The following is a 22,599-nucleotide window of genomic DNA, read 5'->3' on the forward strand; positions in this document are numbered from 1 at the left end:
ATGGAACAGCACTTGAAGCAATCGTCCCCGTTCGGTTTATTCCTCCGGTTGATCTCCACCTTCTGGCAGACAAGGACCACACGGCGCAAACCTAGTGTGTGGTTGAGAGCGATGTTAACCGTCGCCATTAGCAGCATGCTTTTAGCCACAGGGGGATTGGCCACCGCCAAGGAGACCGTCACCTACATCCATAGTGACATCAGCGGCAGCCCGCTTGCCGCAACCGATGCTGCCGGCAATGTGCTCTGGAAGGAATCATATTTCGCCTACGGCCAAAAGACGGAGTGGCAGCTGGAGAGCGAAGCGCAGACCCAGTGGTTTCACGGCAAGGAGCAAGATGCCGACACCACCATGCAGTATTTTGGAGCGCGCTACTACGATCCTGGGATTGGGCGGTTTCTTGGCATAGACCCGGTTGATTACCAAGATGGGAATCTGCACAGCTTCAACCGTTATGCGTATGGGAACAATAATCCCACTAAATATCTAGATCCAGATGGGCGCATTGCCTTTCTAATCCCCTTTGCGCTGACTGCGACGGCGCATGCTGCTAGAACAGTAGCTTTGAGGTTTGCCGTCACTGCAACTGTGAATGCCTCAAGGGTTGGCATCGTAGCTGGTGAGATTGCGGCAGGGGAGGCGTTAGGTGGTGCTGCTTTGGCGGGGGGAGCGGCTGCAGTTGGCGCTGCTGCAGCAAAGGGCGCAAGGGCGGGCGAGTTTTCAATTGTGAATTGGGCGGGCTATCCAGCTGGCGTGCCCAAGCCGCAAGGGCCGTTGCGATTGCTTGAGGGTGCTGAATATGATGCTGCGCGGATGGCAGCTAATGCAGCCAATAGCACAATTCGTCGAGAGCAAGGTCTTGTCGGCAAGGCTGTCGATGTTCACGAAATTCAGCCCGTCAAATTCGGCGGTAGTGCAACTGATCCAGCCAACAAGGTTGTCTTGCCTCGTGATGTTCATCGTCAGCAAGTCACCCCATGGTGGAATCAATTGATGAGAGACGTGAGCGGCCAATAAAGGAAACGACAAATGAGCATTCAAGACGTATTGAAGGATGGACAACTGAACGAGGGAGCCTCTAGTGCGGCAATCCAGGCTGCTATTGCTGCCCTTGGTCGGTCATTGCCATCTGATTACTTACAGTTCATCGGTGAACACGATGGAGGCGAAGGGTTCATTGGCGATAACTACTTGATTCTCTGGAGTTCTGGGGAACTGGCCACCTTCAATCATGAATACGAGGTCGAACAGTACGCACCGGGAATCGTGCTCTTTGGGTCCGATGGTGGTGGCGAAGGGTATGGGTTTGATACGCGAGAGGCGTCTATGCCGGTAGTTCGGATTCCGTTCATTGGTATGAATCTTCGATATGCCACGCGTGTCGCCGAAAACTTCAATGATCTCCTTGTCCAGTTGGCCAAATGACGAAGTCCTCTGATCCGCGTGGCGATGCGCGTCCGCCAAGCATGGAATTATTCGATATCACGCCGTTGATTCTCGGCGGTGATCCGAACGATCCCAATAACAAGGCTTGGTTGACAAGGCGGCAACACATTGAAGCGGTGCGGTATTGGAATCGTGTGATTCGTAAGTTGCGCGAGGGCAAGTCTGGATGATGTTAGAGCTAATACAAAGAACTGCTGACAGCAGCCCTCGGTAATAGCAGCAAAAGAAGATGGATATGCTTATGTTTTTATTTAAATAAATTTCATAATGTATTGCGAAAACTCCAATAGAGTAAAAATACCAGAAGGATTATGTTCTATAGTTGTAGTCAGATCGCAAATCGATAATTTGGTGTAGGTGGCTGAAGGATATAACCACAGCCATGGCATTAAATCGTAAGCATGTTGATTCTGTTCTCGCGCTGCCTGATAAGAAGCGTTTTGATCACTTTGTCAAAGTTGTTGCCGATAGGCAAGAAGTCTGGGGTCTTTATCAAGGTGGATGGGCTCTTGCCGCTACAAATGATGGTGTTACGGTATTTCCACTTTGGCCAGCCAAAGACTATGCGCAGTTATGTGCAGTCTGTGAATGGGAGGGTTATGAGCCACGTCTTATTACGCTTGCAGAGTTGATGGATGATTTATTCCCTAAACTAAAAAAAGATGGGGTATTGCCTGGGGTTTTTTCAAGCCTGAGGGTAAAGGGATGACTCCAAGTGTAGATGATTTGAATATGGCGCTTGTTAGTGAATTGCAGAAGTATTGAATTCAGTCTTCATGTTTAAAATCATGGCACTTGTCATTTGTTTGATGGAAGTATGCACGAATCAGATTTTTTTGAGGACATAGCGGTATCAATGGACTCTTGGGTCAAGGCAGCGGGAGATGCCTTGACGAAACCTGAAACTGACTTGGTATGGGTGGAGGAGCAAGAGCCCTACCAAAATCTGCAACGAGCTCTTGCCGCAGCAGGAGTCGATGGGGACGATGTCAAAAAGGTATTTGCAGAGTGTCTGAGAGGTTTTGCTGTCTCCATTTTGACTTCCATCGATGGAGGAACTGCCTTGGCTGAGAAGGGCCGCGTGCATCTAGTGGATGAGGACGGCAATAACTTAGGTGAAAGTCTGCACGATGGCTTTGTGGGCTATCTGCTTGAATCCGGTCGTTTGAGATAGCGGGCAAAACGGTATTGGCACATACGGCTCTGGGCATCGATTTTGTTAGTTTCATAAATAGAGTTTGGCCGTCTGTGTGGTCTCTCCGACGGCGAGGAGGAAAAATGACATTGGCTGACGCAAAACAAGTGCTCGGGTTGTTGGCGCAAGGATTGGACCCCAAAACTGGGCATCTGCTGCCTGAGGACAACCCCGTTCATAGCCCCGATGTCATTCGGGCGCTGAATATGGCGGTCATGGCGCTGGACAAGACAGCTGAAAAGCCGTTACGGCCCAAGATGGAGGGGGCGAGCAAGGCAGGGCAGTCCTGGTCGCCGGAAGAGGATGAGCAACTGCTTTCAGCTTTTGATGCGGGATTGGATGTGTCAGCGCTGGCAAAGGCACATGAGCGAACTCGTGGTGGTATCACATCACGTCTGCTTCGGCATGGCAGGTTGCAAGCAGATCGTAGGGAAGACGCATAGGCGCAAGCAGCGTTTGGAGCGCACTGCACGACTGAGAACTGCTTAAACACCGACTCTGTTTCTGTGGCCGCCAGAAGCGCAGACATCCAGATAGCGGCTTTGAGCTTGGTCAAGCGGGCGACCGTCGTTGCGCAATTGCGAGAGCGGCTTGGTGTTGATGCGGAGCATCCCCCACCTTGGGATAGCCGTTCCGCGCCTGAGGGGGTGTCCTCGAGCCGATGGCTGAGAGCTCATTTCTCAATATGTTGGCCCCGCGCGCTGCATCATGTTCCTGCCGAGTGCGGCAGCAATTTGGCAGTGGCACTGGACTTCTAGGTGTGCGATGACGAAACGCGCTATTTGCCCTGCTGCAACGAACACGACATTTTGATCGGTTGGGGCATTGTCGCGCCATGGGTTGCGAGTCTGGCGCATGCCTAGCGTAGCGTGATGTCTAGGCGCGAATCAGCACAGCAGCGGCCTCCCAGGCAGTCCATGCGGCGATTAAAAGTGCTATTCACCGCATATATTGCGGTGAATAAATCAAACAAAGCATCGAATGGGGCGAGAGGCAGTCACCTCAATGGCTTCTGCTCCCCCACCCAATGCCTGACAGCCCACTCAGTCATAACTCCGCGCATCCTCAATCACCTTGCCATCATTGGGCAGCTCGCCCGGGCGCAGCAGCGCGATGTCGGCGCGCAGCTTGGTGACTTCGCGCACGGCGTCGGCAATCTGTTCGGCCAGGCCCGCGCCCAGCTCGGTGGTTTCCACCTGCAGGCTCATCTGGTCCTGGGCCATCGCGCCGCTGACGACCAGGCGGGCCTTTTGCACTTGGGGGAAGCGTTTGACGACCTCGGCGATCTGGCCGGGGTGCACAAACATGCCGCGCACCTTGGTGGTTTGGTCGGCGCGGCCCATCCAGCCCTTGATGCGGGTGTTGGTGCGGCCGCTGGGGCATTGGCCGGGGAGGACGGCCGACAGGTCGCCGGTGCCAAAGCGGATCAGCGGGTAGTCGGTGTTGAGGGTGGTGACGACCAGCTCGCCGACCTCGCCTTCGGCCACCGGGTCGCCAGTGCCGGGGCGCACGATTTCGACAATCACGTTCTCGTCCAGCACCAGGCCTTCGCGGGCTTCGGTCTCGTAGGCGATCAGGCCCAGGTCGGCGGTGGCATAGCACTGGTAGGCGGCGACACCCCGGGCGCTGAACCAGTCGCGCAGCGACGGTGGGCAGGCCTCGCCGGAGACCAGGGCCTTGGTCAGCGAGGCAATGCGCTGGCCCTGGGCCTCGGCTTTTTCCAGGATGATCTTCAAAAAGCTGGGCGTGCCGATATAGCCGTGCGGGTGCAGATCGGCCATGGCCTGCACCTGCTGCTCGGTCTGGCCGGTGCCGGCGGGGAAGACGGTGGCGCCCAAGGCCTGGGCGCCCGATTCCATCATCGAGCCGGCGGGCACAAAGTGGTAGCTGAAGCTGTTGTGCACCAGCTCGCCGGCACGAAAGCCGGCCGCATAGATGGCGCGGGCCATGCGCCAGTAGTCACTGCGCTGGCCTTCGGGTTCATAGATGGGGCCGGGGCTGGCAAACATGCGCGGCATGGCGCTGCCAAACGGCGCGGTGTTGAAGCCGCCAAAGATGGCGCGGCCCGGGTGCTGGGCGCGCTCGGCCTTCTGGCGCTCGAGCAGCTCATGCTTGCGGGTGACGGGCAGCTGCGCCAGCGCGGCGCGGCTGTTGATGCTGGCGGCATCGACGCCTTGCAGGATGCTGGCAAAGGCGGGGGCGTGTTGCTGGGCGTGCCGAATCTGGGCGGGCAGGCGGGCCATCAGATCGGCTTCGCGGGCAGCGGGGGCGCGGGACTCCAGATCGTCGTAGTGCGGGCTCATGCGGTTTCTCCGGGACGGGTAATCGGTATTTTTTTGGGGCGAATCTGCCGCAGACGCCGGCATCTGGGCATCGGCCGGCGCGGTAATCGGATCGTTGCAGGGGCTTAGGCTAGCCAGCGTTTTCTGCGCTTGTAGCTCTTGACGTCCTTGAAGCTCTTGCGCTCGCCGCCGCCCATGCCCAGGTAGAACTCCTTGACGTCCTCGTTGTTGGCGAGGTCCTTGGCGGCGCCGTCCATCATGATGCGGCCGCTCTCCATGATGTAGCCGTAGTCGGCGTACTTCAGCGCCATGTTGGTGTTCTGCTCGGCCAGCACGAAGGTGACCTTTTCCTTCTGGTTCAGGTCCTGCACGATGTTGAAGACTTCTTCAACGATCTGCGGCGCCAGGCCCATCGAGGGCTCATCGAGCAGCACCAGGCGCGGGTTGCTCATCAGCGCGCGGCCAATGGCGCACATCTGTTGCTCGCCGCCCGAGGTGTAGGCCGCCTGGCTGGTGCGGCGCGTCTTGAGGCGGGGGAAATAGTTGTAGACCTTGTCCAGATTGGCGGCAATCTCGCCCTTGCTGGTGCGGGTGTAGCTGCCGGTCAGCAGGTTTTCTTCAATGGTCAGGTGGGCAAAGCAGTGCCTGCCTTCCATCACCTGCACGACGCCGCGCTTGACCAGGTCCGACGGGGTCAGCGCCTCGATGCGTTCGCCTTCGAGCTCGATGCTGCCCTTGGTGACCTCGCCGCGCTCGCCCTTGAGCAGGTTGGAGATGGCGCGCAAGGTGGTCGTCTTGCCGGCGCCATTGCCGCCCAGAATGGCCACGATCGATTCGCGCGGCACCGACAGCGAGACGCCTTTGAGCACCAGGATCACATGGTTGTAGATCACCTCGATGCCGTTGACGACCAAAAGCGGCGCTGCTGCGGATGGGGTGGAAGCTGTTTGCGGGGAATCGGTCATGCCGTCACCTGATCTCTCAACAAAATGGAGGGCGGGCGGCCCCGGGGGAGCGGGCGCCTTCCGCCAAGGAAGGGCGCCAGGGGCCAGCCACGAGAGGCCCCGGGCCCATCAGGCCCAGGGACCACGCAGCCTTAGCTGCAGGAACGCGGCGTCACGTTCTTTTCCTTGGCGTACTTGTCGGCGTACTCCTTGACCAGCGGGTCGATCAAGGTCTTGTCCGATTGGTACCAGTCCGAGGTCACGTTGAACTTGCTGCCGTCCCAGGTGGCGATACGCGCCCAGTCGGCACCCAGGTGGTTGTCACAGCTGGTCTTGAAGGGGCGGATGATCTTGCCAAAGCCCAGCTCGTTCAGGCGCTCCTGGGTCATGTTCATGTTCTCCAGGCCCCAGCGCACCTGCTCGGAGGTCATGACCTTGCCCTTGCCGTACTTCTCTTGGGCGGTGCGGATGGCTTCGACCTGCAGCATCGCGATCACCATGCCGCGCGTGTGTGCCAGCTGGCCCAGCTCCTTGGGATCGGACGCGGTGCCCTGGCCCTTGTCGTACAGCGTGGCCTTCACGTCGTCATGCACCTTGTCGCGCTCGGCGGTGTTGTGGATGGTGACGGTGTTGTAGCCCTTGGCGCCGGCGCCGATGTCCTTGACGTCATGGTCCGAGCCGCCCCACCAGATGGCGTACATCTTCTCGCGCGGGTAACCGGTGGCCTGCGCTTCGCGCACGGCAGTCGGCGTCATCACGCCGGCCGACCACAGCAGCACATAGTCAGGGCGGTTCTGGCGGATCTGCAGCCAGGTGGATTTCTGCTCCACGCCGGGGGCGGTGACGGGCAGCAGCATCAGCTCAAAGCCTTCCTTGGCCGCACGCTTTTGCAGCAGCGGGATGGGTTCCTTGCCATAAGGCGAGTCGTGGTAGACCAGCGCGATCTTCTTGCCCTTGAGGCTGCCCTTTTCCTTCTTCAGGATGTCCTGCACGATGGAATCGGCAGCGGTCCAGTAGTTGCCCAGCAGCGGGAAGTTCCACTCGAACACCTTGCCATCGGCCGATTGCGACAGGCCATAGCCGGGGGTGATGACGGGCATCTTGTCGCCCGCGGCCTTGTCGGTCACGGCAAAGGTGATGCCGGTCGATTGCGTGTCAAAGCCGGAAGCGCCGCCGTCGCGGCCCTTGAGGCGCTCATAGCATTCCACGCCCTTGGCGGTGTCGTAGGCGGTTTCGCACTCTTCGAACTTGATCTTCACGCCGTTGATGCCGCCCTTGGCATTGACGAGCTTGAGGTAGTCCTGCTTGCCGTCACCCCATGGGATGCCCAGCGGCGCGAACTGGCCGGTGCGGTAGACCAGCAGCGGAACGAATTGCTCCTGGGCTTGCGCGGCCGGGGCAGCCATCATGGCCCCCATACCCAGGGCTGCCGTAGCAGCGGCGATCACAGCTTTCTTGAAAGACATGGTTCTATCTCCTTAGGGTTGTTGGGGCGGGTGACCCCCACTTGCGAACACTCTGCGTTGCTCTCGGTAAAAAACACTCAATGCGGGAACGGCCACAGACGCAGCTTCTGGCGGGCCGTGGCCCACAGCTTGGCCAATCCATGGGGTTCGACAATCAGGAAAAACACGATCAGCGCGCCAAACACCATATGCTCCAGGTAGGTGGCGGTCGCCGTCGAGATCGGCAGCCCCAGCCAATGCGGCACCTGGGTCAGAAAGATCGGCAGCAGCACAAAGAAGGCCGCGCCAAAGATGCTGCCCACGATGGAGCCCAGGCCGCCGATGATGATCATGAACAGCAGCTGGAAGGACCGGTCCAGGCTGAAGGCCGCAGGCTCCCATGCGCCCAGGTGCACAAAGCCCCAGAGCGCGCCGGCAATGCCGACGATGAAGCTGCTGACCGCGAAGGCCGAGAGCTTGGCATACATGGGGCGGATGCCGATCACGCTGGCGGCCACATCCATGTCGCGCATGGCCATCCACTCGCGGCCCACGGCGCTGCGCACCAGGTTCTTGGCCATCAGGCCCAGCACGCAGAGGATGACCAGGCAGAACAGGTACTTCTGCACCGGCGTCTCGATCGGCATGCCGAACACTGACAGCTTGCCGGCGCTGACCGAGCCGGACGAGGAGTAGTTGCTGACCCAGGCGGCGCGGCTGGTGAGCCAGTCCATGAAGAACTGGGCCGCCAGGGTGGCCACCGCGAGGTACAGACCGCGAATGCGCAGGCTGGGCAGGCCAAACAGCACGCCAACCAGCATGGACACCAGGCCGCCACCGATCAGCGACAGGATCAGCGGCATGCCTTCAAAGCGCACATGAAAGTTGTAGGCCGCATAGGCGCCAGCTGCCATGAAGGCACCAGTACCCAGTGAGATCTGCCCGCAGTAGCCCACCAGGATGTTGAGCCCGATGGCGCCCAGCGACATGATCAGAAAGGGGATCAGCACTGCCTTGAAGGTGTAGTCGCTGAAGCCAAAGGGCACCAGCACAAAGGCCACCAGCAGGAAGGCCAGCATGGCCCACTTGTCCTGCAGCACCGGGAAGATCTGCTGGTCGGCCGCGTAGCTGGTCTTGAACTGGCCATTTTCACGATAAAACATAGGTCAGTTCTCCAATTACACGCGGTCGATAATTTTGTACACATGGGCGCAGCCTGCGGCTGCCTGCTGCAGCAGCTTGCTGCAGCCACCGCATTCGCACAGCGAATGCGGTGCCGATTTCGCAAAATTCTTGTAGATGTATTTCATACACGATCAATAATTTTGTCCCCGAAGAGACCTTGAGGGCGAAACAGCAGGAAGCACAGCGCCAGGCCGTAGGCAAACCAGGTCTCGATACCGCCGCCCACATAGGGGCCCAGGTAGACCTCGGAGAGCTTCTCGCCCACGCCGATGATCAGGCCGCCGACGATGGCGCCAGGCACCGAGGTGAGGCCGCCCAGAATCACGACTGGCAAGGCTTTGAGCGCCACCAGCGACAGCGAATACTGCACGCCCAGCTTGGAGCCCCAGATGATGCCCACCACCAGCGCCACGCAGCCGGCCACCGACCAGACGATGACCCAGATGCGCGAGAGTGGAATGCCGATGGACTGGGCCGCCTGGTGGTCGTCGGCCACGGCGCGCAGCGCCCGGCCGGTCTTGGTCTTTTGGAAGAAGACGCTCAGCACCAGCACCAGCACGGCGGCAATGCCGGCGGCATACAGGTCTTCCTGGCTGATCAGCACGCCGCCCTGGAACATGTTTTCCAGGACGAACATGGGGTCCTTGGGCATGCCCACATTGATGCTGTAGACGGCCGAGCCAAAGATCATCGGGCCCAGGCCGTCGAGGAAGTAGGCAATGCCCAGCGTGGCCATCAGCAGCGCGATGGGCTCCTGGTTGACGAGGTAGCGCAGCGCAAAGCGCTCGATCGCCCAGGCTACGCCGACCATGATGACCATCGCGACGACAAGCGCCAGCGCGATGCTGAGCACGCCGGGCTCCATGCCCAGCCATTTTGGAATCCATTCGGAAAAGCGTGCCATCGCCAGCGCGGCAAACAGCACCATTGCCCCCATGGCGAAGTTGAAGACGCCTGAGGCCTTGAAGATCAGCACAAAGCCCAGCGCGATGAGCGCGTAGAGCATGCCCACCATCAGGCCACCAAACAAAGTTTCAAGAAAAAATGCCATTGCGGTCCCCTGGGGTGTGTGCTCAGTGGCCTGCGCCCAGATAGGCGCGGATCACATCTTCGTTATTGCGGACTTCTTCGGGTGTGCCGTCGCCGATCTTCTTGCCGTAATCCAGCACCACCACCCGGTCGGAGATATCCATCACCACGCCCATGTCGTGCTCGATCAGCACGATGGTGGTGCCGAACTCGTCGTTCACATCGAGGATGAAGCGGCACATGTCCTGCTTTTCCTCGACGTTCATGCCGGCCATCGGCTCGTCGAGCAGCAGCACCTTGGGCTCCATCGCCAGCGCGCGGCCCAGGTCGACCCGCTTTTGCAGGCCGTAGGGCAGCTGGCCCACGGGTGTCTTGCGAAAGGCCTGAATCTCCAGAAAGTCGATGATGTGCTCGACAAACTCGCGCTGCTGGATCTCCTCGCGCTGGGCCGGGCCCAGGCGCAGCGCCTGCAGCAGCAGGTTGCTTTTGATCTGCAGGTTGCGGCCGGTCATGATGTTGTCGATCACGCTCATGCCCTTGAACAGCGCCAGGTTCTGGAAGGTGCGGGCCACGCCCATCTCGGCGACCTGGCGGCTGTTCATGTGCGCAAAGGTCTGGCCGCGAAAGCTGATCGCGCCTTCCGAAGGCGTGTAGACGCCGTTGATGCAGTTGAGCATGGAGCTCTTGCCGGCGCCGTTGGGGCCGATGATGGAGCGGATCTCATGCTCCTTGACGTTGAAGGAGATATCCGTCAGCGCCTTGACGCCGCCAAAGCGCAGGCTGATGTTCTTGATGTCAAGAATGACGTCACCGATTTTTTTGCTCATGGGTGGCTTTCTCTTGGCTGGGCGCTCAGGCAACCGACTTCAGCGGCGCGAAGGTCTTGCTGTCGGCGATCTTCAAGGTGGCGCTGACGCTGCCGCTGCGGCCGTCCTCGAACTTCACCTGGGTCTCGATGAACTGCTCGCTGCGCCCCGCGTAGAGCGCATCGACGAGCACGCCGTACTTGTCGGCGATAAAGCCACGGCGGACCTTGTTGGTACGGGTCAGCTCGCCGTCGTCGGCATCGAGCTCCTTGTGCAGAATCAAAAAGCGCGTCACCTGGCTGCCCGCCAGCATGGCATCGGTGGCCAGGTCGGCATTGACTTTCTCGACACAGTTCTGGATCAGCGTGTAGACCTGCGGCTTCTGCGCCAGGTCGGTGTAGCCGGCGTAGGGCAGGTTCTGGCGTTCGGCCCAGTTGCCCACGGCCTCGAAGTCGATATTGATCATCGCGCAGACCTTCTCGCGCCCATCACCCAGGGCCACAGCCTCCTTGATGAAGGGGAAGAACTTGAGCTTGTTCTCGACATACTTGGGGGCAAACATCGCGCCGTCGTTGCTGCCGCCTTTGAGGCGCCCGACATCCTTGACGCGGTCGATGATCTTGAGCTGGCCGCTCTTGTCCAGAAAGCCGGCATCGCTGGTGTGGTACCAGCCGTCTTCGCTCAGCACCTCGGCCGTTGCCTTGGGGTTCTTGTAGTACTCTTTGAGCAAGCCCGGCGACTTGACCAGGATCTCGCCGTTGTCGGCCATCTTGATCTCGACGCCGCGAATCGGGTTGCCCACGGTATCGGCAAACACCTGGTTGTCCGGCTGGATGCAGACGAACACGGCGGTCTCGGTCGAGCCGTAGAGCTGCTTCAAGTTGATGCCGATGGAGCGGAAAAAGCTGAACAGGTCGGGGCCAATCGCTTCACCGGCCGTATAGGCCACGCGCACGCGGCTAAAGCCCATGTTGTTGCGCAGCGGGCCAAACACCATCAGGTCGCCCAACTTGTAGCTGATCTTGTCGAGCAGGCTCACCGGTTGGCCGTCGCGCAGCGCCGGGCCCACGCGCTTGGCCACCGCCATGAAGTGCTGAAACATCTTGCGCTTGATGAGGCCGGCGTCTTCCATGCGGATCATCACGCTGGTCAGAATGCCTTCGAACACGCGCGGCGGCGCAAAGTAGTAGGTGGGGCCGACTTCCTTGAGGTCGATCTGCACGGTGGCATTGGATTCGGGGCAGTTCACCACATAGCCGCAGGCCAGCCATTGCGAGTAGCTGAAGATGTTCTGGCCGATCCAGGCCGGGGGCAGGTAGGCCAGCACTTCCTCGCCATGGCCGAGCTTTTCAAACTCGGCGCCGGCCGAGGCGCTCTCCAGCAGCGAGCGGTGGGTGTGCACCACGCCCTTGGGGTTGCCGGTGGTGCCCGAGGTGAAGAACATCGCCGCCACATCGCCGTTGTGGGTGGCCTCGACCTGCTGCTGGAACCAGCCGGGGTTGGCCGCCACAAAGGTCTCGCCGCTGGCGATCAGGCTGTCGAGCGAGGCCAGGCCGGGCTCTTCGTAGTTGCGCAGGCCGCGCGGGTCGTCGTAGTAGAGATGGCTGATCTGCGGGCATTGCTCGCGCAGCTCCAGCAGCTTGTCGACCTGCTCCTGGTCTTCGACCAGGCAAAAGCGCACCTCGGCATTGTTGAGCGGGAAAACGCATTCGGCCGCCACCGCATCCTGGTACAGCGGCACAGGAATGGCGCCAATCGACTGGGCCGCCAGCATGCTAGCATACAGGCGCGGGCGGTTGGCGCCCATCAGCACCAGGTGCTCGCCGCGCGCCAGGCCCGCTTGCGACAGACCAGCTGCTATTTTGGCCACCATCACGGCCAGCTCGGACCAGCTATAGCTTTGCCAAATGCCGTATTCCTTTTCACGCAATGCGGCGGCCTCGGGCCGCTGGGCCGCGTGCTGCAGCAATAGCTTGGGAAATGTCGTTGACATGGTTGTCTCCTATGCCGTTTTTTGTAGATCGCAAGTGCCATGCCTTGCGTCCTGTTGAAACCGAATGTAGGTTCAGCTTTGACGTTGTTTTGTCTTTATGACGACAATCTGCGGGAAAACGCTGTAGGTACTTTCCTGCGGCTGGCAAATATTCCAGCGCTTGGGCTGGAGACAGGAAGGAAGTGGATGAAGCGTTGTCGATCTGCGCTGTTGGCGGCACTGTTGGCCAGCATCGCCATGCTGGCGCAAGGCGCGGGCCTGCACCGGTTCACGGTCGCGGGCGAGCCGCCGCTGCAGGCCTTGCTCTGGACGCCTTGCGCCCAGCCGCCGGCGTTGTTGAAACGCGGGCCTTTTGAGGTGATGGCCACCGAAGATTGCCCGGTGGCTGCCAGCGGCAAGCTGCCCTGGGTGGTTATCTCGCATGGCTATGGCGGCAGTGCGCTCAGCCACTGGAACATGGCCGCCGCTTTGGCCGATGGCGGCATCGCCGTGCTGAGCCTGAACCACAGCCTGGACTCTGCGCTGAACCTGGCGCAAGGCGGCAGTTTTGCGGCGCTGGAGGCCCGGCCCGCCGATGTGCGCCGCGCGATCGATGGCGTGCTGGCAGACAGCCGCTGGCGCGCCGTGCTGGATGCGCAGCGCATCGGCTTTTTGGGCTTTTCACGCGGGGCCTATACCGGCCTGGTGCTCGCCGGTGCTAGGCCGGATTTTGCGCAGTTGGCGGGCCATTGCCCCGAGCCGCCATCGCCCCTGTGCCAGGCGATCGCGCAAGGACAGATCCCTGCGCTGAAGCCCCAGCCGGAGCCACGCATCAAAGCCATGGTGCTGGCCGATCCGCTGGCGGCCTTTGGTGCCAGCAGTGGTTTGGAAAAGCTGAAGCTGCCGCTGCAGCTGTGGGCTTCAGAACAAGGTGGGGACGGGGTGCCTGCGGGCTCGGTGCAGGCGCTGGCCGCGCTGCTGCCTGCCGGCAAGGCTGACAAGCCGCCCCTGCATGCCGTGGCAGGTGCCGCGCACTTTGCGTTTTTGGCGCCCTGCAGTGCGCAGCTGGCGGCTGCCGCGCCGCAGATCTGCAGTGACCCGGCGGGCTTTGACCGCCGCGCCTTTCAACCGCGCTGGGCGGCCGAGGCGCTGGCGTTGTTTCGCCAAAAACTATAGAGAGAGCTTGCTTACAGCAGCTCTTGGATCATGTCGATGTACTGCTGCTTGGCGTCATCCTGCGCCATGCCCTTGCACTGGTTCCAGGCGTTCCACTTGGCCGAGGCAACAAAGTCGGTAAAGCCGGGCTTGGGCTCGTTGTTGTCGCCATGCGCGCCTTGCTTGTACAGGCCATAGAGCTTGAGCAGGGTCTGGTTGTCGGGGCGCTCGCTCATGTTCAGGGCGGCTTCCTTGGCGGCTTCAAAGGCGGTATTCAGATCGGACATGGGGACCTCATGGTGTGGGGATGATGGAGCAGGGCTGCCAGTGTAGCTTGCAGCAGCGCGCGCAAGCGCTGGCATTTTTCTGATGTCTTACGGCTGCGACCGCCCGCAGCGCTGGCTTGCTGCGCAGGTGACAAATGCAGGACTGGCGTTGGTAGCCACCCCCTTTGCAGCCGCATCAAGCTGGTGCATTCTTGGCCGCCATGAGCCCGCATGCCTCTCTCTACCAACGCCGCCGTGCCCCGCATGCTGCGGAAGTGGCCGACATCCCCTGGATTCCCGTTCTGCAACCCGCCGAGCGTGAGTACGCGGTGCGCCAGCTGATGGTGACCGAGGCCGAGCCGGGCGAGTATGTCTGCCGCGTAGGCAAGCCGGTGACCTACTGGTTTGGCGTGATCGAAGGCCTCTTGAAGATGAGCGCCGAAGACAGCGAGGGCCGCACGATGACCTTTGCCGGGCTGCCCCGCACCGGCTGGTTTGGCGAGGGCACGGCGCTCAAGCGCGAGATCTACCGCTATGACATCCAGGCGCTGCGCAAAAGCTCCGTCTGCGGCATTCCGGTCGATGCCTTCCATTGGCTGCTGGACCATTCGCTGGGATTTAACCGCTTTGTGATGCACCAGCTCAACGAGCGGCTGGCGCAGTTCATCAGCGCCCGCGAGATCGACCGCTTGAACCGCCCCGAGGAGCGGGTGGCGCGCACACTGGCTGCGCTGTTCAATCCCGTGCTCTGCCCGGGGGTGAGCGACGTGCTGCGCATCACCCAGCAAGAACTCGCCTACCTGGTGGGCCTGTCGCGCCAGCGGGTGAACGAAGCCCTTGCCGCCTTGCAGCACCAGGGCTTTATCCGCATCGAATACGGTGGCCTGCGTGTGCTCGACCTGCAGGCCCTGCGCGGACAGGGCTGGCTGGTCAAACCGCAGCGGGCGGATTTTGACTTGTAGTGCTGTTATGGCTTGGTGGCCGGGGCCGCTGGCGTCTCGGGCGTCGCCCCTGCTGGTGGCGGTGCGGGCATGGAGCCACCGGGCGTGGTGTTATCCGGGGTGGCGCGCGGCATCGGCGCGGTCGAGGCGCCCTTGTCGCAGCCGCTCAGCGCCGCGGCGCCCAGCACCAGGGCCAGCGCGGGCAGCCAGCGCAGCGCCTTTTGCGATGAAAGAGAGGACGGTGCTTGTGCCATGGGAATCTCCTAAAAATAGATAAGCTCATGCTACGCCCCAATAATTGAAGTTTTTCTGGCTGGTTTGCAGTGCTCACATCTGTATGCATTCGGATGCATATCGGCTGCGCCCTCGCAGGCTGGGGCTACGGCGTTCACACCAGCAGGGCTGGGCGGAGGCGGTCGAGCCCCTGGCCGGGGTTTTCCGTAAAAACCGGTGCAAGTTGTAAACGCACCGGCCGGGGCCAATGCCGCGCGCTGGCAGTTCTGCACAGACTTGTCCACAGGCTTCATAGCCGTGCGCGCAGCTTGGAATGGCAAGACACGCGACAATGGCGGGCTATGTCAAATCCCCGCTCTCCTGCTGATACGCCTGCCGCCGACGATGGCGAAGGCCGCAAAAAACTTACCCTGACCCGCAAACCCGCGCCTGCACCTGTTGCGCGTGGCCGTGACGGAGGGCCGGGTGCGGACCGTCCGCGTTCAGCTGGTGGCCCGCGCCCCACAGGGCCCCGTCCTGGCGGCGACAGCCGATTCAGCGACAACCGAGGCGGCAGGGACAGCCGTGATGGTCGTGATAGCCGCGATGCGCGCGACAACCGGGGTGAGCGTGGCAGCAGAGACAGCTGGCCGGACCGCGATAGGCCGGACCGCGATGGCGGTTTTGGCCGTGGTGAGGCACGCGGTGGTGGCTATGGCCAGGACCGTCGTTTTGGCGACCGCGCTGACGGTGGCCGCCGGGACGATGCGCGCCCTTATGCAGGTCGCCCGGATGCTGGGCGCCCCTACGCCGGGCGCCCCTATGCCGGGCGCGGTGACTTTGTCTCCGTAGGTGCTGGATCGCGCGACCCGCGGCAGGATGGCCGCCGACCCGCAGGCCCACGCCAGGACGACCGCCGTAACGAGGGCCCACGTAGCTTTGGCCCCCGCCAGGATGACCGCCGCAACGAAGGCCCCCGTGGCTTTGGCCCCCGCTCGGACGGCCCCCGCATGGGCGGACCCCGTTCCTTTGGCGCCGGCCCACGCCAGGATGGCTTCCGCTCGGAGCGCCCACGCGACGAAGCGCCACACCGGGACGGCCCACCACGCCGGGATGCCCCGCGCCGCGAGATGCCGTCCAACGTCTGGCGTGCCGATGCGCCCCAGCGCACGATGCAGACCGCCAAGGCCCAGGCCCAGAATGAGCAGTTGAAGGCCGAAGGCCAGGTGCGCGTGAACAAGCGCCTGTCCGACCTGGGTCTATGCTCGCGCCGCGAGGGCGATGCCTGGATCGAGAATGGCTGGGTGCTGGTCAATGGCGACATCGCGACGATGGGCCAGATGGTCGAGTTGACCGACAAGATCGAGATCCAGCGCGAGGCGCAGGACTTGCAGGCCCAGCAGGTGACGATCCTGATCAACAAGCCCATGGGCTATGTCAGCGGCCAGGCCGAAGATGGCCATGAGCCGGCGATGGTGCTGCTCAATCCGCCCAACCACTGGCGCGAGGACCACAGCAAGACCCGTTTCAACTTCAGCCAGCTCAAGGGCCTGGCCCCTTGCGGCCGCCTGGATATCGATTCGGTCGGCCTCTTGGTGCTGACCCAGGACGGCCGCATTGCCAAGCACCTGATTGGCGAGGACTCCGAGGTCGAGAAGGAATACCTGGTGCGCGTGACCTATGGTGCGGTGGACCAGGATGTGCAGCGGCATTTCCCCGACGACAAGCTCGCGCTGCTGCGCCACGGCCTGTCGCTGGACGGTGAGGCCTTGCTGCCCGCGGGTGTGGAATGGCAGAACCCCGAGCAGCTGCGCTTTGTGCTGCGCGAGGGCAAGAAGCGCCAGATCCGCCGCATGTGCGAGGCCGTGGGCCTGTTTGTCGTGGGCTTGAAGCGCATCCGCATTGGCAAGGTGGTGCTGGGCAATCTGCCCGTGGGGCAGTGGCGTTACCTGGGCGAAAACGAAGAGTTTTAAGCACTGATCCGCCGCCGCAAGCCTTGGGTTTGCAGCGCTGCATGAACCCCTCTGTGGCCTTCACGGGCCTTGGAGGGGTTAGCTTTTTGCGATGGGTGGTTTTTGGGGGCGGGCCGGTGCGATACCTCGGGCCATGCGGGCATTGCGTACCGCCGCCACCGTCAGACCCAGCTGCGTGGCCACATCGGCATCGGATGCGGTGCCCAGCAGCATCACTTCGTTGGGCTGCCAGCTGTGCTGGCTGTGCTTGCCCCGGCTGCTGTCCAGCGGGGCAATGCCTAGGGATCCACGCTTGGCCACGACGCTGGCCTTGCTGATGCCCCATTGCGTGGCCAGGCTGGCATCGCTTTCCTGGCCCAGCGCGGCCAGCATCTCCGGCGTCCATGCCACATGGCCAAAGGCGGCAATGCCCAGGCTGTTGCGCTTGAGGTTCACGGTTTTGGCGCTGGTGCCCCAGCGCTCGGCCAGTACCGCATCCTTGTCCGTCCCTAGCGCGGCCAGCATCTCATCGGTCCATTGCAGGCTTGCGCGTCCCATGCTGCGGCCTTACTGCGCCAGCGCCTGCTCGGCAGCGGCGGCCAGGGCCAGCAAGTGGGCATCCTGCATGCGCGCGCCCACCAGCATCAGGCCGACCGGCAGGCTGCGCGCAGAGCGGGGCAGCGGCAGCGAGATGGCCGGCAGGTCGTAGAAATTGAAGATCGAGGTGTTGCGCAAAATCAGCGCATTGGCCGCGAAGAAGGCGCTGTCGTCGTCCAGCAGCGGCGCAATGCGCGGTGCGGTGATGGCGATGGTGGGCAGCAGCAGCAGGTCCACCTCCTGCATGGCGGCATCCATCTGCGCCATCCATTGCTGGCGCTGTTGCAGCAGCTGGATGTAGTAGGGCGCGCTCAAGGCTCGGCCCTTGTCCATGCGTGAGAGCACGCGCGGGTCAAAGGCATCGCGCGCGCTCACCAGCGCCTGCTGGTGGATGGCGGCGGCCTCGGCCGCAATGAGGGTGCCTTCGCTTTGCAGCTGTGCAGGGGCGGCCATCAAATCTTGCCAGGGCAGCTTGCGGAAGGCGGCGCCCTGCGCCTGCAGCACAGCGATGGCATTGTCGGTCTGGGCCAGCACCTCGTCGCTGCAGTCGGTCCAGGGCAGGCCCTGGGGCAGGCCAATGCGCAGGCCTCGCAGGCTGCGCTGGGGCAGCGGCTGGGGGGTGGCGCCGGCCATGGTGGCGTCGGCGGCCGCGCAATCGGCCACCGTGCGGGCCAGCGGGCCCAGCGCATCGAGCGTGTAGGACAGCGCAAATGCCCCGTCACGCGAGACCCGCGCCTGCGTGGGCTTGAAGCCGGTGACCCCATTGAAGGCGGCCGGAATGCGCACCGAGCCGCCGGTGTCCGAGCCAATGGCGATATCGACCAGTCCCCGGCCCACGCTGACCCCGGCACCGGAGGACGAACCGCCGGGGATGTGCAGCGCGTTGGCGGCATTGCCCGGCGTGCCGAAATGGGGATTGATGCCCACGCCCGAGAACGCAAACTCCGTCATATTGGTTTTGCCCACGATCACCGCACCTGCGGCGCGCAGGCGCTGCACCACCGGCGCATCCTGCGCGGCCGGGGCGCTGCGGCGGCGCATGGCGGCGCCGGCGGTGGTCACCTGGCCTGCGACATCGAGCAGGTCCTTGATGGACACGAGCTTGCCGTCCAGCGGGCCCAGCGACAGGCCGCGCGCGGCGCGCTGGTCTGCGGCCTGCGCCGCTTCCTGGGCGGACTTGGGGTAGAGCTGGGTGAAGATGCGCTGCGCCTCGTCGCCCAGCGCGGTCAGGGTCTGCAGGCTTTGGGCAAGGCGTTCGGCGCTGGTAGGCATGGCGAAATCGTTCAAAAATCTGATGGGATTGCCATCGTAACCAATAACTGCGCGCCGATCCGTATGGCGGCGCTGGGAATCCCTCAAGGCACGGCCGCGGTAAAGCTCAGCTGCCCGCTGTAATTACCGGCGGTGCGGCTGATGGCGCTGTTGTAGGCAAAGGTCCAGTTCGCATTGCGGATGGTGACCAGGCTATTGACCGTGCCCGTGCCGCCGCCTGTGACATTGACGCTGGTGCCGGTGCCGCTGGCGGGAATGGTGGGCGCCGGCAGGGCTGCGTCGCTGCTGGTGATACTGACCATATTCATCGGAATGGTGTTGGCGCCGCTGGTCAGCGCGGTGGTGACGGTGGCGAACACGCTGACCTGTCCGCCATTGCTGCGCACCTCTACGGGCAACACATTGCCGCTGGCGGCGACCGCAAAGGTGGGCGCGGTGCCATTCCAGTTCACGGCCGTGTTGTTGCCTGTGGTCGGGGTGGTGGGCACCGCAGGGATGGACGGGCTCAAACTGAAGCCGACCTGCGAGGTGGTGCCGCCCGGCGTGGGCCAGGCGCCGTCGCCGATGCGGAAGAACAGAAACTTGTCGATCTGGATGGAGAAGTTCAGCGCTACCGCGGGTGTAGTGCGCGGCAGGTTGCCAGTGCCCGAGGTCGCACTGGCTGCCTGCGCGCTGCTGCTGGCAGCGGCCAGCGCCAGGGGCCACAGCGCCAGGCACAGTCGGTGGAGCGGGCAGCGCTGCGTGCTCATTGGAAATCCGCATTCAGCTTGAAGCTGCCCTTGTCCCAGTCCAGCAGGCCGCTGGCCTTGATGGGGTAGCTCGGTTGCAGGGCCGCCTGGCCATCCTCGGCCTTGGGCACCAGGGCCAGGTGCCGGGTCTGGCCGGGCATGATGGGCGTGCCCTCAACGGCCAGCATAAAGCTGCGGCCCTGCGCATCCTTGGCATCGACCGTGCCATCGAGCCGGCCATGGGCGTCGCCGGTATTGCGCACGGTGATGGAGGGGCTGCGTTTGCCGGCGATATCGCGCATGCCGATCTGCTGGACTTCGAGCTTGGGCTCGGCGCCGCCCAGCATCACATAGACGGCCACGGCAATGCGGCCGGTGACCGGCAGACTCAGGCTGGCGCCCCCGCTCTGGATGATGGTCTGCTGGGCCGGCTCCACCCCTTCAATGGCGATCATGAAGCGGCATTCGCCACGCGGCGCATCGGCCGGAGGTGTGATCTGGAAGCGGAAGGCCTGCTTGGTCTGCGCGGGGACCTTGACGGTGCGGCGCTCCAGCGCCACCCAGGGGCGGCAGCTGCCGGGCAGCAGCTCGTCATGGTAGGTAATCTGGCCGTCGGCCGAATAGCTCCAGTCCAGGGTACGCACCGACAGAGCGGTGGCGGCCGAGCCCAGGTTGTGCAGATCGATGGACTGGCCCAGGCGCTCGCCGCTCTTGGCGGTGAGCTCAAAGCGCGATGGGGAGACCGCCATCTCGAACGGTGCTGCCTGCGCCAGGCAGGCGATAAGCGGCAGGGTCAGGGCCAGAGAACGGCGCACGAAGGAGGAAAAGCTCATGGCTGGGTCTCGATTTCAAAATAGGATTCAAAGCGCAGGCTGCCGCCTTGGCCGATTTGCAGCTCGCGGCGGTCAATGCGCAGCTGCAGGTCAAAGTTTTCGGTGATCCAGGGGGTGCGCACCACACCGGTCCAGACCTGAACCCGGTCACCGGGGCGGCCCATGCCGGGCTGGAAACGGCCGCTGCTGCGCCACTGCACCTGCATGCCCGCGGGCGAGCGCAGACCCGCCACGGCAAGCGGAATGACGTAGTAAATGCGCGCCTGCTTGCCTACATAGGCGGCGGTGGCCAGGCGGTATTCCACATGCCCAAAGGGCAGGCTGATGGTCTGGTTGTCCAGCATCTGCGCCTGGCGGAAATCAGCGTTGACCTGGGCCCGGGGGGAGGTGGAATCATCCAGCCGGATGGCCTGTGCATACGCGCCTGGGGCCCAGGCGCATGCGGCTGCCAGCAAGACGCTGAAGCACGGAAAGCGAAAACGTGGCATGCGCGAGCCTCCTTTATTCCATCGACGCGGTGAAGTACACCGTGCCCTGGTAGGTGCCTGCCGGGTAGATCGTGTCGTTGGCATAGCTGAACGTCAAACGCGTGGCGCTTATCGCATTGGACTGGTAGGTCCAGCCCAAGCAAAAAATAATGAGCGGGAACGAGCAGAAGGTGGCATTGGCGTTGAAGCTGGCTAGCTGCTGGTTAGCCACGCCGCTGAACTGACCGTTCTGGATATCGCCACCACTGCCGTTGCCAGTGCTGGTCCAGCTGATTTTGCTGAACGGTATGTTGGTGCCGCCACAGGGGCCGCTGACACAGGCCAGTGCAACGCTGGAGTCCACCCGCACTGTCACCGGTCTGGCGGTGGATGAGGTGGAAACAGGCCGCATCGGCGTGACCGAGATATCAATCGCCGGCGTACCCGTCACAGGCGTGGGCGTGAGGCCCACGTTGTTCCCGGTGACATTGAACTGCACGGTGTCCACCCCGGCAGCAGACCCCACCTGCAGCGACAGCGCATAGCTGCTGCCACTGTCGCTGACGGTGGTGATCACGGCGTTGGCAGGCACGCTGATGCCGCAGGCGAGCAGCACCAGCCCCGCGCTTAGCGGTGCGCGCACTGCCTGCAAGGCGGCGCGGGCGGTGGTGGTTGCATCGCGCTTGCGCATCAGACGCCCGTGGCCGTGTAGGTGACGGCGTTGGTGTAGGTGCCCGCCGTCCAGCTGCTGGCCGTGCCGGTCAGTGCATAGGTCCAGGTGCCGCTCATCAAGGTGTTGGTCGAGATGGTGGTGGAAGCGCAGGAGCCCAGGTTGGCGCCGGGGTGGGGCAGCGGCGTGGTGCCGCCGGAGGTGACCGTAAAGCTGGCATTGGCTGGGCCGCCGGTGGCGCTCCAGGTGCCCATGGCGCAGTTGATGGTGGCCGAGCCGGCATTGGTCCAGGCGGCCACATTCAGCACATTGCCGGAGGCGGTCGTCGTCACCGTCGGGGCGGTGCCATCCCAGGGCACCTGGACATTGTTGGCCGTGGCCGTGGGCGTGGTTGCCGGTGTGCCGGGAATGGTCAGCGAGGCGGCCCAGGAGACGGTGTCCTGCGTGGCATTGGTGGTGCCGACCTTGAGCAAGATCAGCTTGGGGATGACCACGCTCAGGTTGACCTTGGCGGTGGCGGTCACGGTGCCGCTGCCGGTGGCGGCGAAACCGTACTGGCTCTCAGCCAGGGCATGGCCGGTGCAGGCCAGAGCCAGAGCGGTGCCCAGGGCCAGTGCATTCAATTTTGGGTGTTTCATATCAAAGTCCTCGAAGAAAGAAGCGCATGTTGGCGCACAAGTTCGGTCCATGCCGTGCATCGCAAATAACGCGCGTCGGACCTGGGATCTGCTGCATGGTTATTCCTCCACCTTGGTGATGGGGATCTCGGCGTTGGCTTCGCCACGCAACGGAACATCAACGCTCAGTACCGTGCCGTCGGCAGCGCCCCAGGGCAGGGGCACGCTGTCGAGCGTGAGGCTGAGCTGATGGCGGCCTACGCCAACCATCGGGAAAAAGAAACGCCCTTCGGCATCGGTGGTGCTGCGGTAGCGGCCGTCCAGCACCACCTCAATGCCCTGCGCTCCTGACTCATCGGCCTGGATGCGGCCATCCTTGTTGGCGTCATAAAACACGCGGCCAGCGACACTGCCGCTGCCATTGCCAGGCATGCCACCGGCCACGGCAAAGGGCCGGCCGGTGCCGCCTTCCCAGCGCAGATAGACATAGGCGGTCTTGTCGTTGCTGCGGTAGATTTGCGGGCTGGTCCAACTGAGCACCTGGGTGGTGGCCAGGCGCGCCTGGTTGAGCAGCACGCCCAGGC

At 62.8% G+C, this 22,599-nt stretch carries 26 protein-coding genes and 1 pseudogene; 9 read left to right on the top strand and 18 right to left on the bottom strand.

Features of this window, described 5'->3' with window-relative positions:
- From DCO45_RS12695 to DCO45_RS22725, 6 genes are all read left to right on the top strand, one after another.
- Entirely contained in the window at positions 1-1,017 is a 1,017-nt protein-coding gene (locus DCO45_RS12695) for an RHS repeat-associated core domain-containing protein (RefSeq protein ID WP_207788076.1), read from the top strand.
- 12 nt (positions 1,018-1,029) lie between these two features.
- A complete protein-coding gene (locus tag DCO45_RS12700) occupies positions 1,030-1,425 on the top strand; it encodes an SMI1/KNR4 family protein (protein WP_116926178.1) in 396 nt (131 codons plus the stop codon).
- On the top strand, positions 1,422-1,616 hold the full coding sequence (locus DCO45_RS12705) for a hypothetical protein (RefSeq protein WP_116926179.1): 195 nt from the start codon (positions 1,422-1,424) through the stop codon (positions 1,614-1,616). Before DCO45_RS12700 ends, DCO45_RS12705 begins: the two co-directional genes overlap by 4 nt.
- A gap of 212 nt (positions 1,617-1,828) precedes the next feature.
- Complete coding sequence (locus tag DCO45_RS12710) at positions 1,829-2,155, top strand: DUF2750 domain-containing protein (protein ID WP_243419336.1); 327 nt, start codon at positions 1,829-1,831, stop codon at positions 2,153-2,155.
- Positions 2,156-2,263: 108 nt separating this feature from the next.
- Positions 2,264-2,620, top strand: coding sequence for a hypothetical protein (locus tag DCO45_RS12715; RefSeq protein ID WP_133248154.1), 357 nt, complete (start codon positions 2,264-2,266; stop codon positions 2,618-2,620).
- Between the two features lie 104 nt (positions 2,621-2,724).
- Entirely contained in the window at positions 2,725-3,084 is a 360-nt protein-coding gene (locus DCO45_RS22725) for a hypothetical protein (RefSeq protein ID WP_133248155.1), read from the top strand.
- A 600-nt stretch (positions 3,085-3,684) separates the two neighbouring features.
- Here DCO45_RS22725 and DCO45_RS12720 read toward each other — a convergent pair.
- The 8 genes from DCO45_RS12720 to DCO45_RS12750 all read right to left on the bottom strand — a co-directional run bounded on the left by DCO45_RS12720 (position 3,685) and on the right by DCO45_RS12750 (position 12,325).
- The gene (locus DCO45_RS12720; protein ID WP_116926181.1) at positions 3,685-4,944 is read right to left on the bottom strand and encodes an AMP-binding protein; all 1,260 of its coding nucleotides are present in this window, start codon (positions 4,942-4,944) and stop codon (positions 3,685-3,687) included.
- A gap of 104 nt (positions 4,945-5,048) precedes the next feature.
- On the bottom strand, positions 5,049-5,888 hold the full coding sequence (locus DCO45_RS12725) for an ABC transporter ATP-binding protein (RefSeq protein ID WP_021028666.1): 840 nt from the start codon (positions 5,886-5,888) through the stop codon (positions 5,049-5,051).
- Between the two features lie 131 nt (positions 5,889-6,019).
- Positions 6,020-7,333 (bottom strand): ABC transporter substrate-binding protein, encoded by a 1,314-nt coding sequence (locus tag DCO45_RS12730; protein ID WP_116926182.1) that lies wholly within the window; start codon positions 7,331-7,333, stop codon positions 6,020-6,022.
- Between the two features lie 77 nt (positions 7,334-7,410).
- Complete coding sequence (locus DCO45_RS12735; protein WP_116926183.1) at positions 7,411-8,475, bottom strand: branched-chain amino acid ABC transporter permease; 1,065 nt, start codon at positions 8,473-8,475, stop codon at positions 7,411-7,413.
- Between the two features lie 15 nt (positions 8,476-8,490).
- Positions 8,491-8,622, bottom strand: a complete 132-nt coding sequence (locus DCO45_RS23365; RefSeq protein ID WP_260718758.1) for a hypothetical protein — start codon at positions 8,620-8,622, stop codon at positions 8,491-8,493.
- Positions 8,619-9,548 carry a branched-chain amino acid ABC transporter permease gene (locus DCO45_RS12740; RefSeq protein ID WP_021028670.1) on the bottom strand — a complete coding sequence of 310 codons (930 nt, stop codon included), beginning with the start codon at positions 9,546-9,548 and terminating at the stop codon, positions 8,619-8,621. The genes DCO45_RS23365 and DCO45_RS12740 overlap by 4 nt, the downstream gene beginning before the upstream one ends.
- Before the next feature lie 22 nt (positions 9,549-9,570).
- Entirely contained in the window at positions 9,571-10,353 is a 783-nt protein-coding gene (locus DCO45_RS12745) for an ABC transporter ATP-binding protein (RefSeq protein ID WP_021028671.1), read from the bottom strand.
- 25 nt (positions 10,354-10,378) lie between these two features.
- Entirely contained in the window at positions 10,379-12,325 is a 1,947-nt protein-coding gene (locus DCO45_RS12750; protein ID WP_116926184.1) for an AMP-binding protein, read from the bottom strand.
- Positions 12,326-12,511: 186 nt separating this feature from the next.
- Here DCO45_RS12750 and DCO45_RS12755 point away from each other — a divergent pair, with 186 nt between their 5' ends.
- On the top strand, positions 12,512-13,480 hold the full coding sequence (locus tag DCO45_RS12755; RefSeq protein ID WP_133248156.1) for a dienelactone hydrolase: 969 nt from the start codon (positions 12,512-12,514) through the stop codon (positions 13,478-13,480).
- Between the two features lie 11 nt (positions 13,481-13,491).
- Here the strand turns inward: DCO45_RS12755 and DCO45_RS12760 are convergent, their stop codons facing one another.
- Entirely contained in the window at positions 13,492-13,746 is a 255-nt protein-coding gene (locus tag DCO45_RS12760; protein WP_021028674.1) for an acyl-CoA-binding protein, read from the bottom strand.
- Between the two features lie 200 nt (positions 13,747-13,946).
- Here DCO45_RS12760 and DCO45_RS12765 point away from each other — a divergent pair, with 200 nt between their 5' ends.
- Positions 13,947-14,687: a Crp/Fnr family transcriptional regulator gene (locus tag DCO45_RS12765; RefSeq protein ID WP_116926186.1), complete on the top strand. Its 741-nt coding sequence runs from the start codon at positions 13,947-13,949 to the stop codon at positions 14,685-14,687.
- A gap of 5 nt (positions 14,688-14,692) precedes the next feature.
- Here the strand turns inward: DCO45_RS12765 and DCO45_RS12770 are convergent, their stop codons facing one another.
- Complete coding sequence (locus tag DCO45_RS12770; protein WP_116926187.1) at positions 14,693-14,920, bottom strand: hypothetical protein; 228 nt, start codon at positions 14,918-14,920, stop codon at positions 14,693-14,695.
- 321 nt (positions 14,921-15,241) lie between these two features.
- On the opposite strand from DCO45_RS12770, the gene DCO45_RS12775 reads away from it, so the two are divergent.
- Complete coding sequence (locus DCO45_RS12775; RefSeq protein WP_116926188.1) at positions 15,242-16,852, top strand: pseudouridine synthase; 1,611 nt, start codon at positions 15,242-15,244, stop codon at positions 16,850-16,852.
- A gap of 78 nt (positions 16,853-16,930) precedes the next feature.
- Here DCO45_RS12775 and DCO45_RS12780 read toward each other — a convergent pair whose 3' ends face one another.
- From DCO45_RS12780 to DCO45_RS23000, 8 genes and pseudogenes are all read right to left on the bottom strand, one after another.
- Positions 16,931-17,389, bottom strand: a complete 459-nt coding sequence (locus DCO45_RS12780; protein WP_116926189.1) for a hypothetical protein — start codon at positions 17,387-17,389, stop codon at positions 16,931-16,933.
- A gap of 9 nt (positions 17,390-17,398) precedes the next feature.
- Positions 17,399-18,700, bottom strand: coding sequence for an amidase (locus DCO45_RS12785; protein WP_116926215.1), 1,302 nt, complete (start codon positions 18,698-18,700; stop codon positions 17,399-17,401).
- 83 nt (positions 18,701-18,783) lie between these two features.
- Positions 18,784-19,449, bottom strand: coding sequence for a hypothetical protein (locus tag DCO45_RS12790; protein ID WP_116926190.1), 666 nt, complete (start codon positions 19,447-19,449; stop codon positions 18,784-18,786).
- Positions 19,446-20,261 carry a hypothetical protein gene (locus DCO45_RS12795; protein ID WP_116926191.1) on the bottom strand — a complete coding sequence of 272 codons (816 nt, stop codon included), beginning with the start codon at positions 20,259-20,261 and terminating at the stop codon, positions 19,446-19,448. The genes DCO45_RS12790 and DCO45_RS12795 overlap by 4 nt, the downstream gene beginning before the upstream one ends.
- Entirely contained in the window at positions 20,258-20,749 is a 492-nt protein-coding gene (locus tag DCO45_RS12800; RefSeq protein WP_232539504.1) for a hypothetical protein, read from the bottom strand. Before DCO45_RS12800 ends, DCO45_RS12795 begins: the two co-directional genes overlap by 4 nt.
- A gap of 13 nt (positions 20,750-20,762) precedes the next feature.
- Positions 20,763-21,419, bottom strand: coding sequence for a hypothetical protein (locus tag DCO45_RS12805; RefSeq protein ID WP_232539505.1), 657 nt, complete (start codon positions 21,417-21,419; stop codon positions 20,763-20,765).
- Complete coding sequence (locus tag DCO45_RS12810) at positions 21,419-22,036, bottom strand: hypothetical protein (protein ID WP_116926192.1); 618 nt, start codon at positions 22,034-22,036, stop codon at positions 21,419-21,421. Before DCO45_RS12810 ends, DCO45_RS12805 begins: the two co-directional genes overlap by 1 nt.
- A gap of 99 nt (positions 22,037-22,135) precedes the next feature.
- Positions 22,136-22,599 (bottom strand): annotated as a pseudogene (locus DCO45_RS23000) (MSCRAMM family adhesin SdrC); the annotation flags it as partial.

Source organism: Comamonas sp. JNW (assembly GCF_003105075.1).
GTDB classification, from domain to species: Bacteria; Pseudomonadota; Gammaproteobacteria; order Burkholderiales; family Burkholderiaceae_C; genus Comamonas; species Comamonas squillarum.

What these genes read in the sequence shown, in the direction of transcription:
- DCO45_RS12725 (WP_021028666.1), bottom strand. Translation starts at nt 5,888, where the DNA reads ATGACCGATTCCCCGCAAACAGCTTCCACCCCATCCGCAGCAGCGCCG.
- DCO45_RS12695 (WP_207788076.1), top strand. Translation starts at nt 1, where the DNA reads ATGGAACAGCACTTGAAGCAATCGTCCCCGTTCGGTTTATTCCTCCGG.
- DCO45_RS12755 (WP_133248156.1), top strand. Translation starts at nt 12,512, where the DNA reads ATGAAGCGTTGTCGATCTGCGCTGTTGGCGGCACTGTTGGCCAGCATC.
- DCO45_RS12720 (WP_116926181.1), bottom strand. Translation starts at nt 4,944, where the DNA reads ATGAGCCCGCACTACGACGATCTGGAGTCCCGCGCCCCCGCTGCCCGC.
- DCO45_RS12805 (WP_232539505.1), bottom strand. Translation starts at nt 21,419, where the DNA reads ATGCGCAAGCGCGATGCAACCACCACCGCCCGCGCCGCCTTGCAGGCA.
- DCO45_RS12770 (WP_116926187.1), bottom strand. Translation starts at nt 14,920, where the DNA reads ATGGCACAAGCACCGTCCTCTCTTTCATCGCAAAAGGCGCTGCGCTGG.
- DCO45_RS12715 (WP_133248154.1), top strand. Translation starts at nt 2,264, where the DNA reads ATGCACGAATCAGATTTTTTTGAGGACATAGCGGTATCAATGGACTCT.
- DCO45_RS22725 (WP_133248155.1), top strand. Translation starts at nt 2,725, where the DNA reads ATGACATTGGCTGACGCAAAACAAGTGCTCGGGTTGTTGGCGCAAGGA.
- DCO45_RS12735 (WP_116926183.1), bottom strand. Translation starts at nt 8,475, where the DNA reads ATGTTTTATCGTGAAAATGGCCAGTTCAAGACCAGCTACGCGGCCGAC.
- DCO45_RS12775 (WP_116926188.1), top strand. Translation starts at nt 15,242, where the DNA reads ATGTCAAATCCCCGCTCTCCTGCTGATACGCCTGCCGCCGACGATGGC.
- DCO45_RS12730 (WP_116926182.1), bottom strand. Translation starts at nt 7,333, where the DNA reads ATGTCTTTCAAGAAAGCTGTGATCGCCGCTGCTACGGCAGCCCTGGGT.
- DCO45_RS12710 (WP_243419336.1), top strand. Translation starts at nt 1,829, where the DNA reads ATGGCATTAAATCGTAAGCATGTTGATTCTGTTCTCGCGCTGCCTGAT.
- DCO45_RS12765 (WP_116926186.1), top strand. Translation starts at nt 13,947, where the DNA reads ATGAGCCCGCATGCCTCTCTCTACCAACGCCGCCGTGCCCCGCATGCT.
- DCO45_RS12810 (WP_116926192.1), bottom strand. Translation starts at nt 22,036, where the DNA reads ATGAAACACCCAAAATTGAATGCACTGGCCCTGGGCACCGCTCTGGCT.
- DCO45_RS12800 (WP_232539504.1), bottom strand. Translation starts at nt 20,749, where the DNA reads ATGCCACGTTTTCGCTTTCCGTGCTTCAGCGTCTTGCTGGCAGCCGCA.
- DCO45_RS12705 (WP_116926179.1), top strand. Translation starts at nt 1,422, where the DNA reads ATGACGAAGTCCTCTGATCCGCGTGGCGATGCGCGTCCGCCAAGCATG.
- DCO45_RS12700 (WP_116926178.1), top strand. Translation starts at nt 1,030, where the DNA reads ATGAGCATTCAAGACGTATTGAAGGATGGACAACTGAACGAGGGAGCC.
- DCO45_RS12795 (WP_116926191.1), bottom strand. Translation starts at nt 20,261, where the DNA reads ATGAGCTTTTCCTCCTTCGTGCGCCGTTCTCTGGCCCTGACCCTGCCG.
- DCO45_RS12780 (WP_116926189.1), bottom strand. Translation starts at nt 17,389, where the DNA reads ATGGGACGCGCAAGCCTGCAATGGACCGATGAGATGCTGGCCGCGCTA.
- DCO45_RS12790 (WP_116926190.1), bottom strand. Translation starts at nt 19,449, where the DNA reads ATGAGCACGCAGCGCTGCCCGCTCCACCGACTGTGCCTGGCGCTGTGG.
- DCO45_RS23365 (WP_260718758.1), bottom strand. Translation starts at nt 8,622, where the DNA reads ATGAAATACATCTACAAGAATTTTGCGAAATCGGCACCGCATTCGCTG.
- DCO45_RS12785 (WP_116926215.1), bottom strand. Translation starts at nt 18,700, where the DNA reads ATGCCTACCAGCGCCGAACGCCTTGCCCAAAGCCTGCAGACCCTGACC.
- DCO45_RS12760 (WP_021028674.1), bottom strand. Translation starts at nt 13,746, where the DNA reads ATGTCCGATCTGAATACCGCCTTTGAAGCCGCCAAGGAAGCCGCCCTG.
- DCO45_RS12740 (WP_021028670.1), bottom strand. Translation starts at nt 9,548, where the DNA reads ATGGCATTTTTTCTTGAAACTTTGTTTGGTGGCCTGATGGTGGGCATG.
- DCO45_RS12750 (WP_116926184.1), bottom strand. Translation starts at nt 12,325, where the DNA reads ATGTCAACGACATTTCCCAAGCTATTGCTGCAGCACGCGGCCCAGCGG.
- DCO45_RS12745 (WP_021028671.1), bottom strand. Translation starts at nt 10,353, where the DNA reads ATGAGCAAAAAAATCGGTGACGTCATTCTTGACATCAAGAACATCAGC.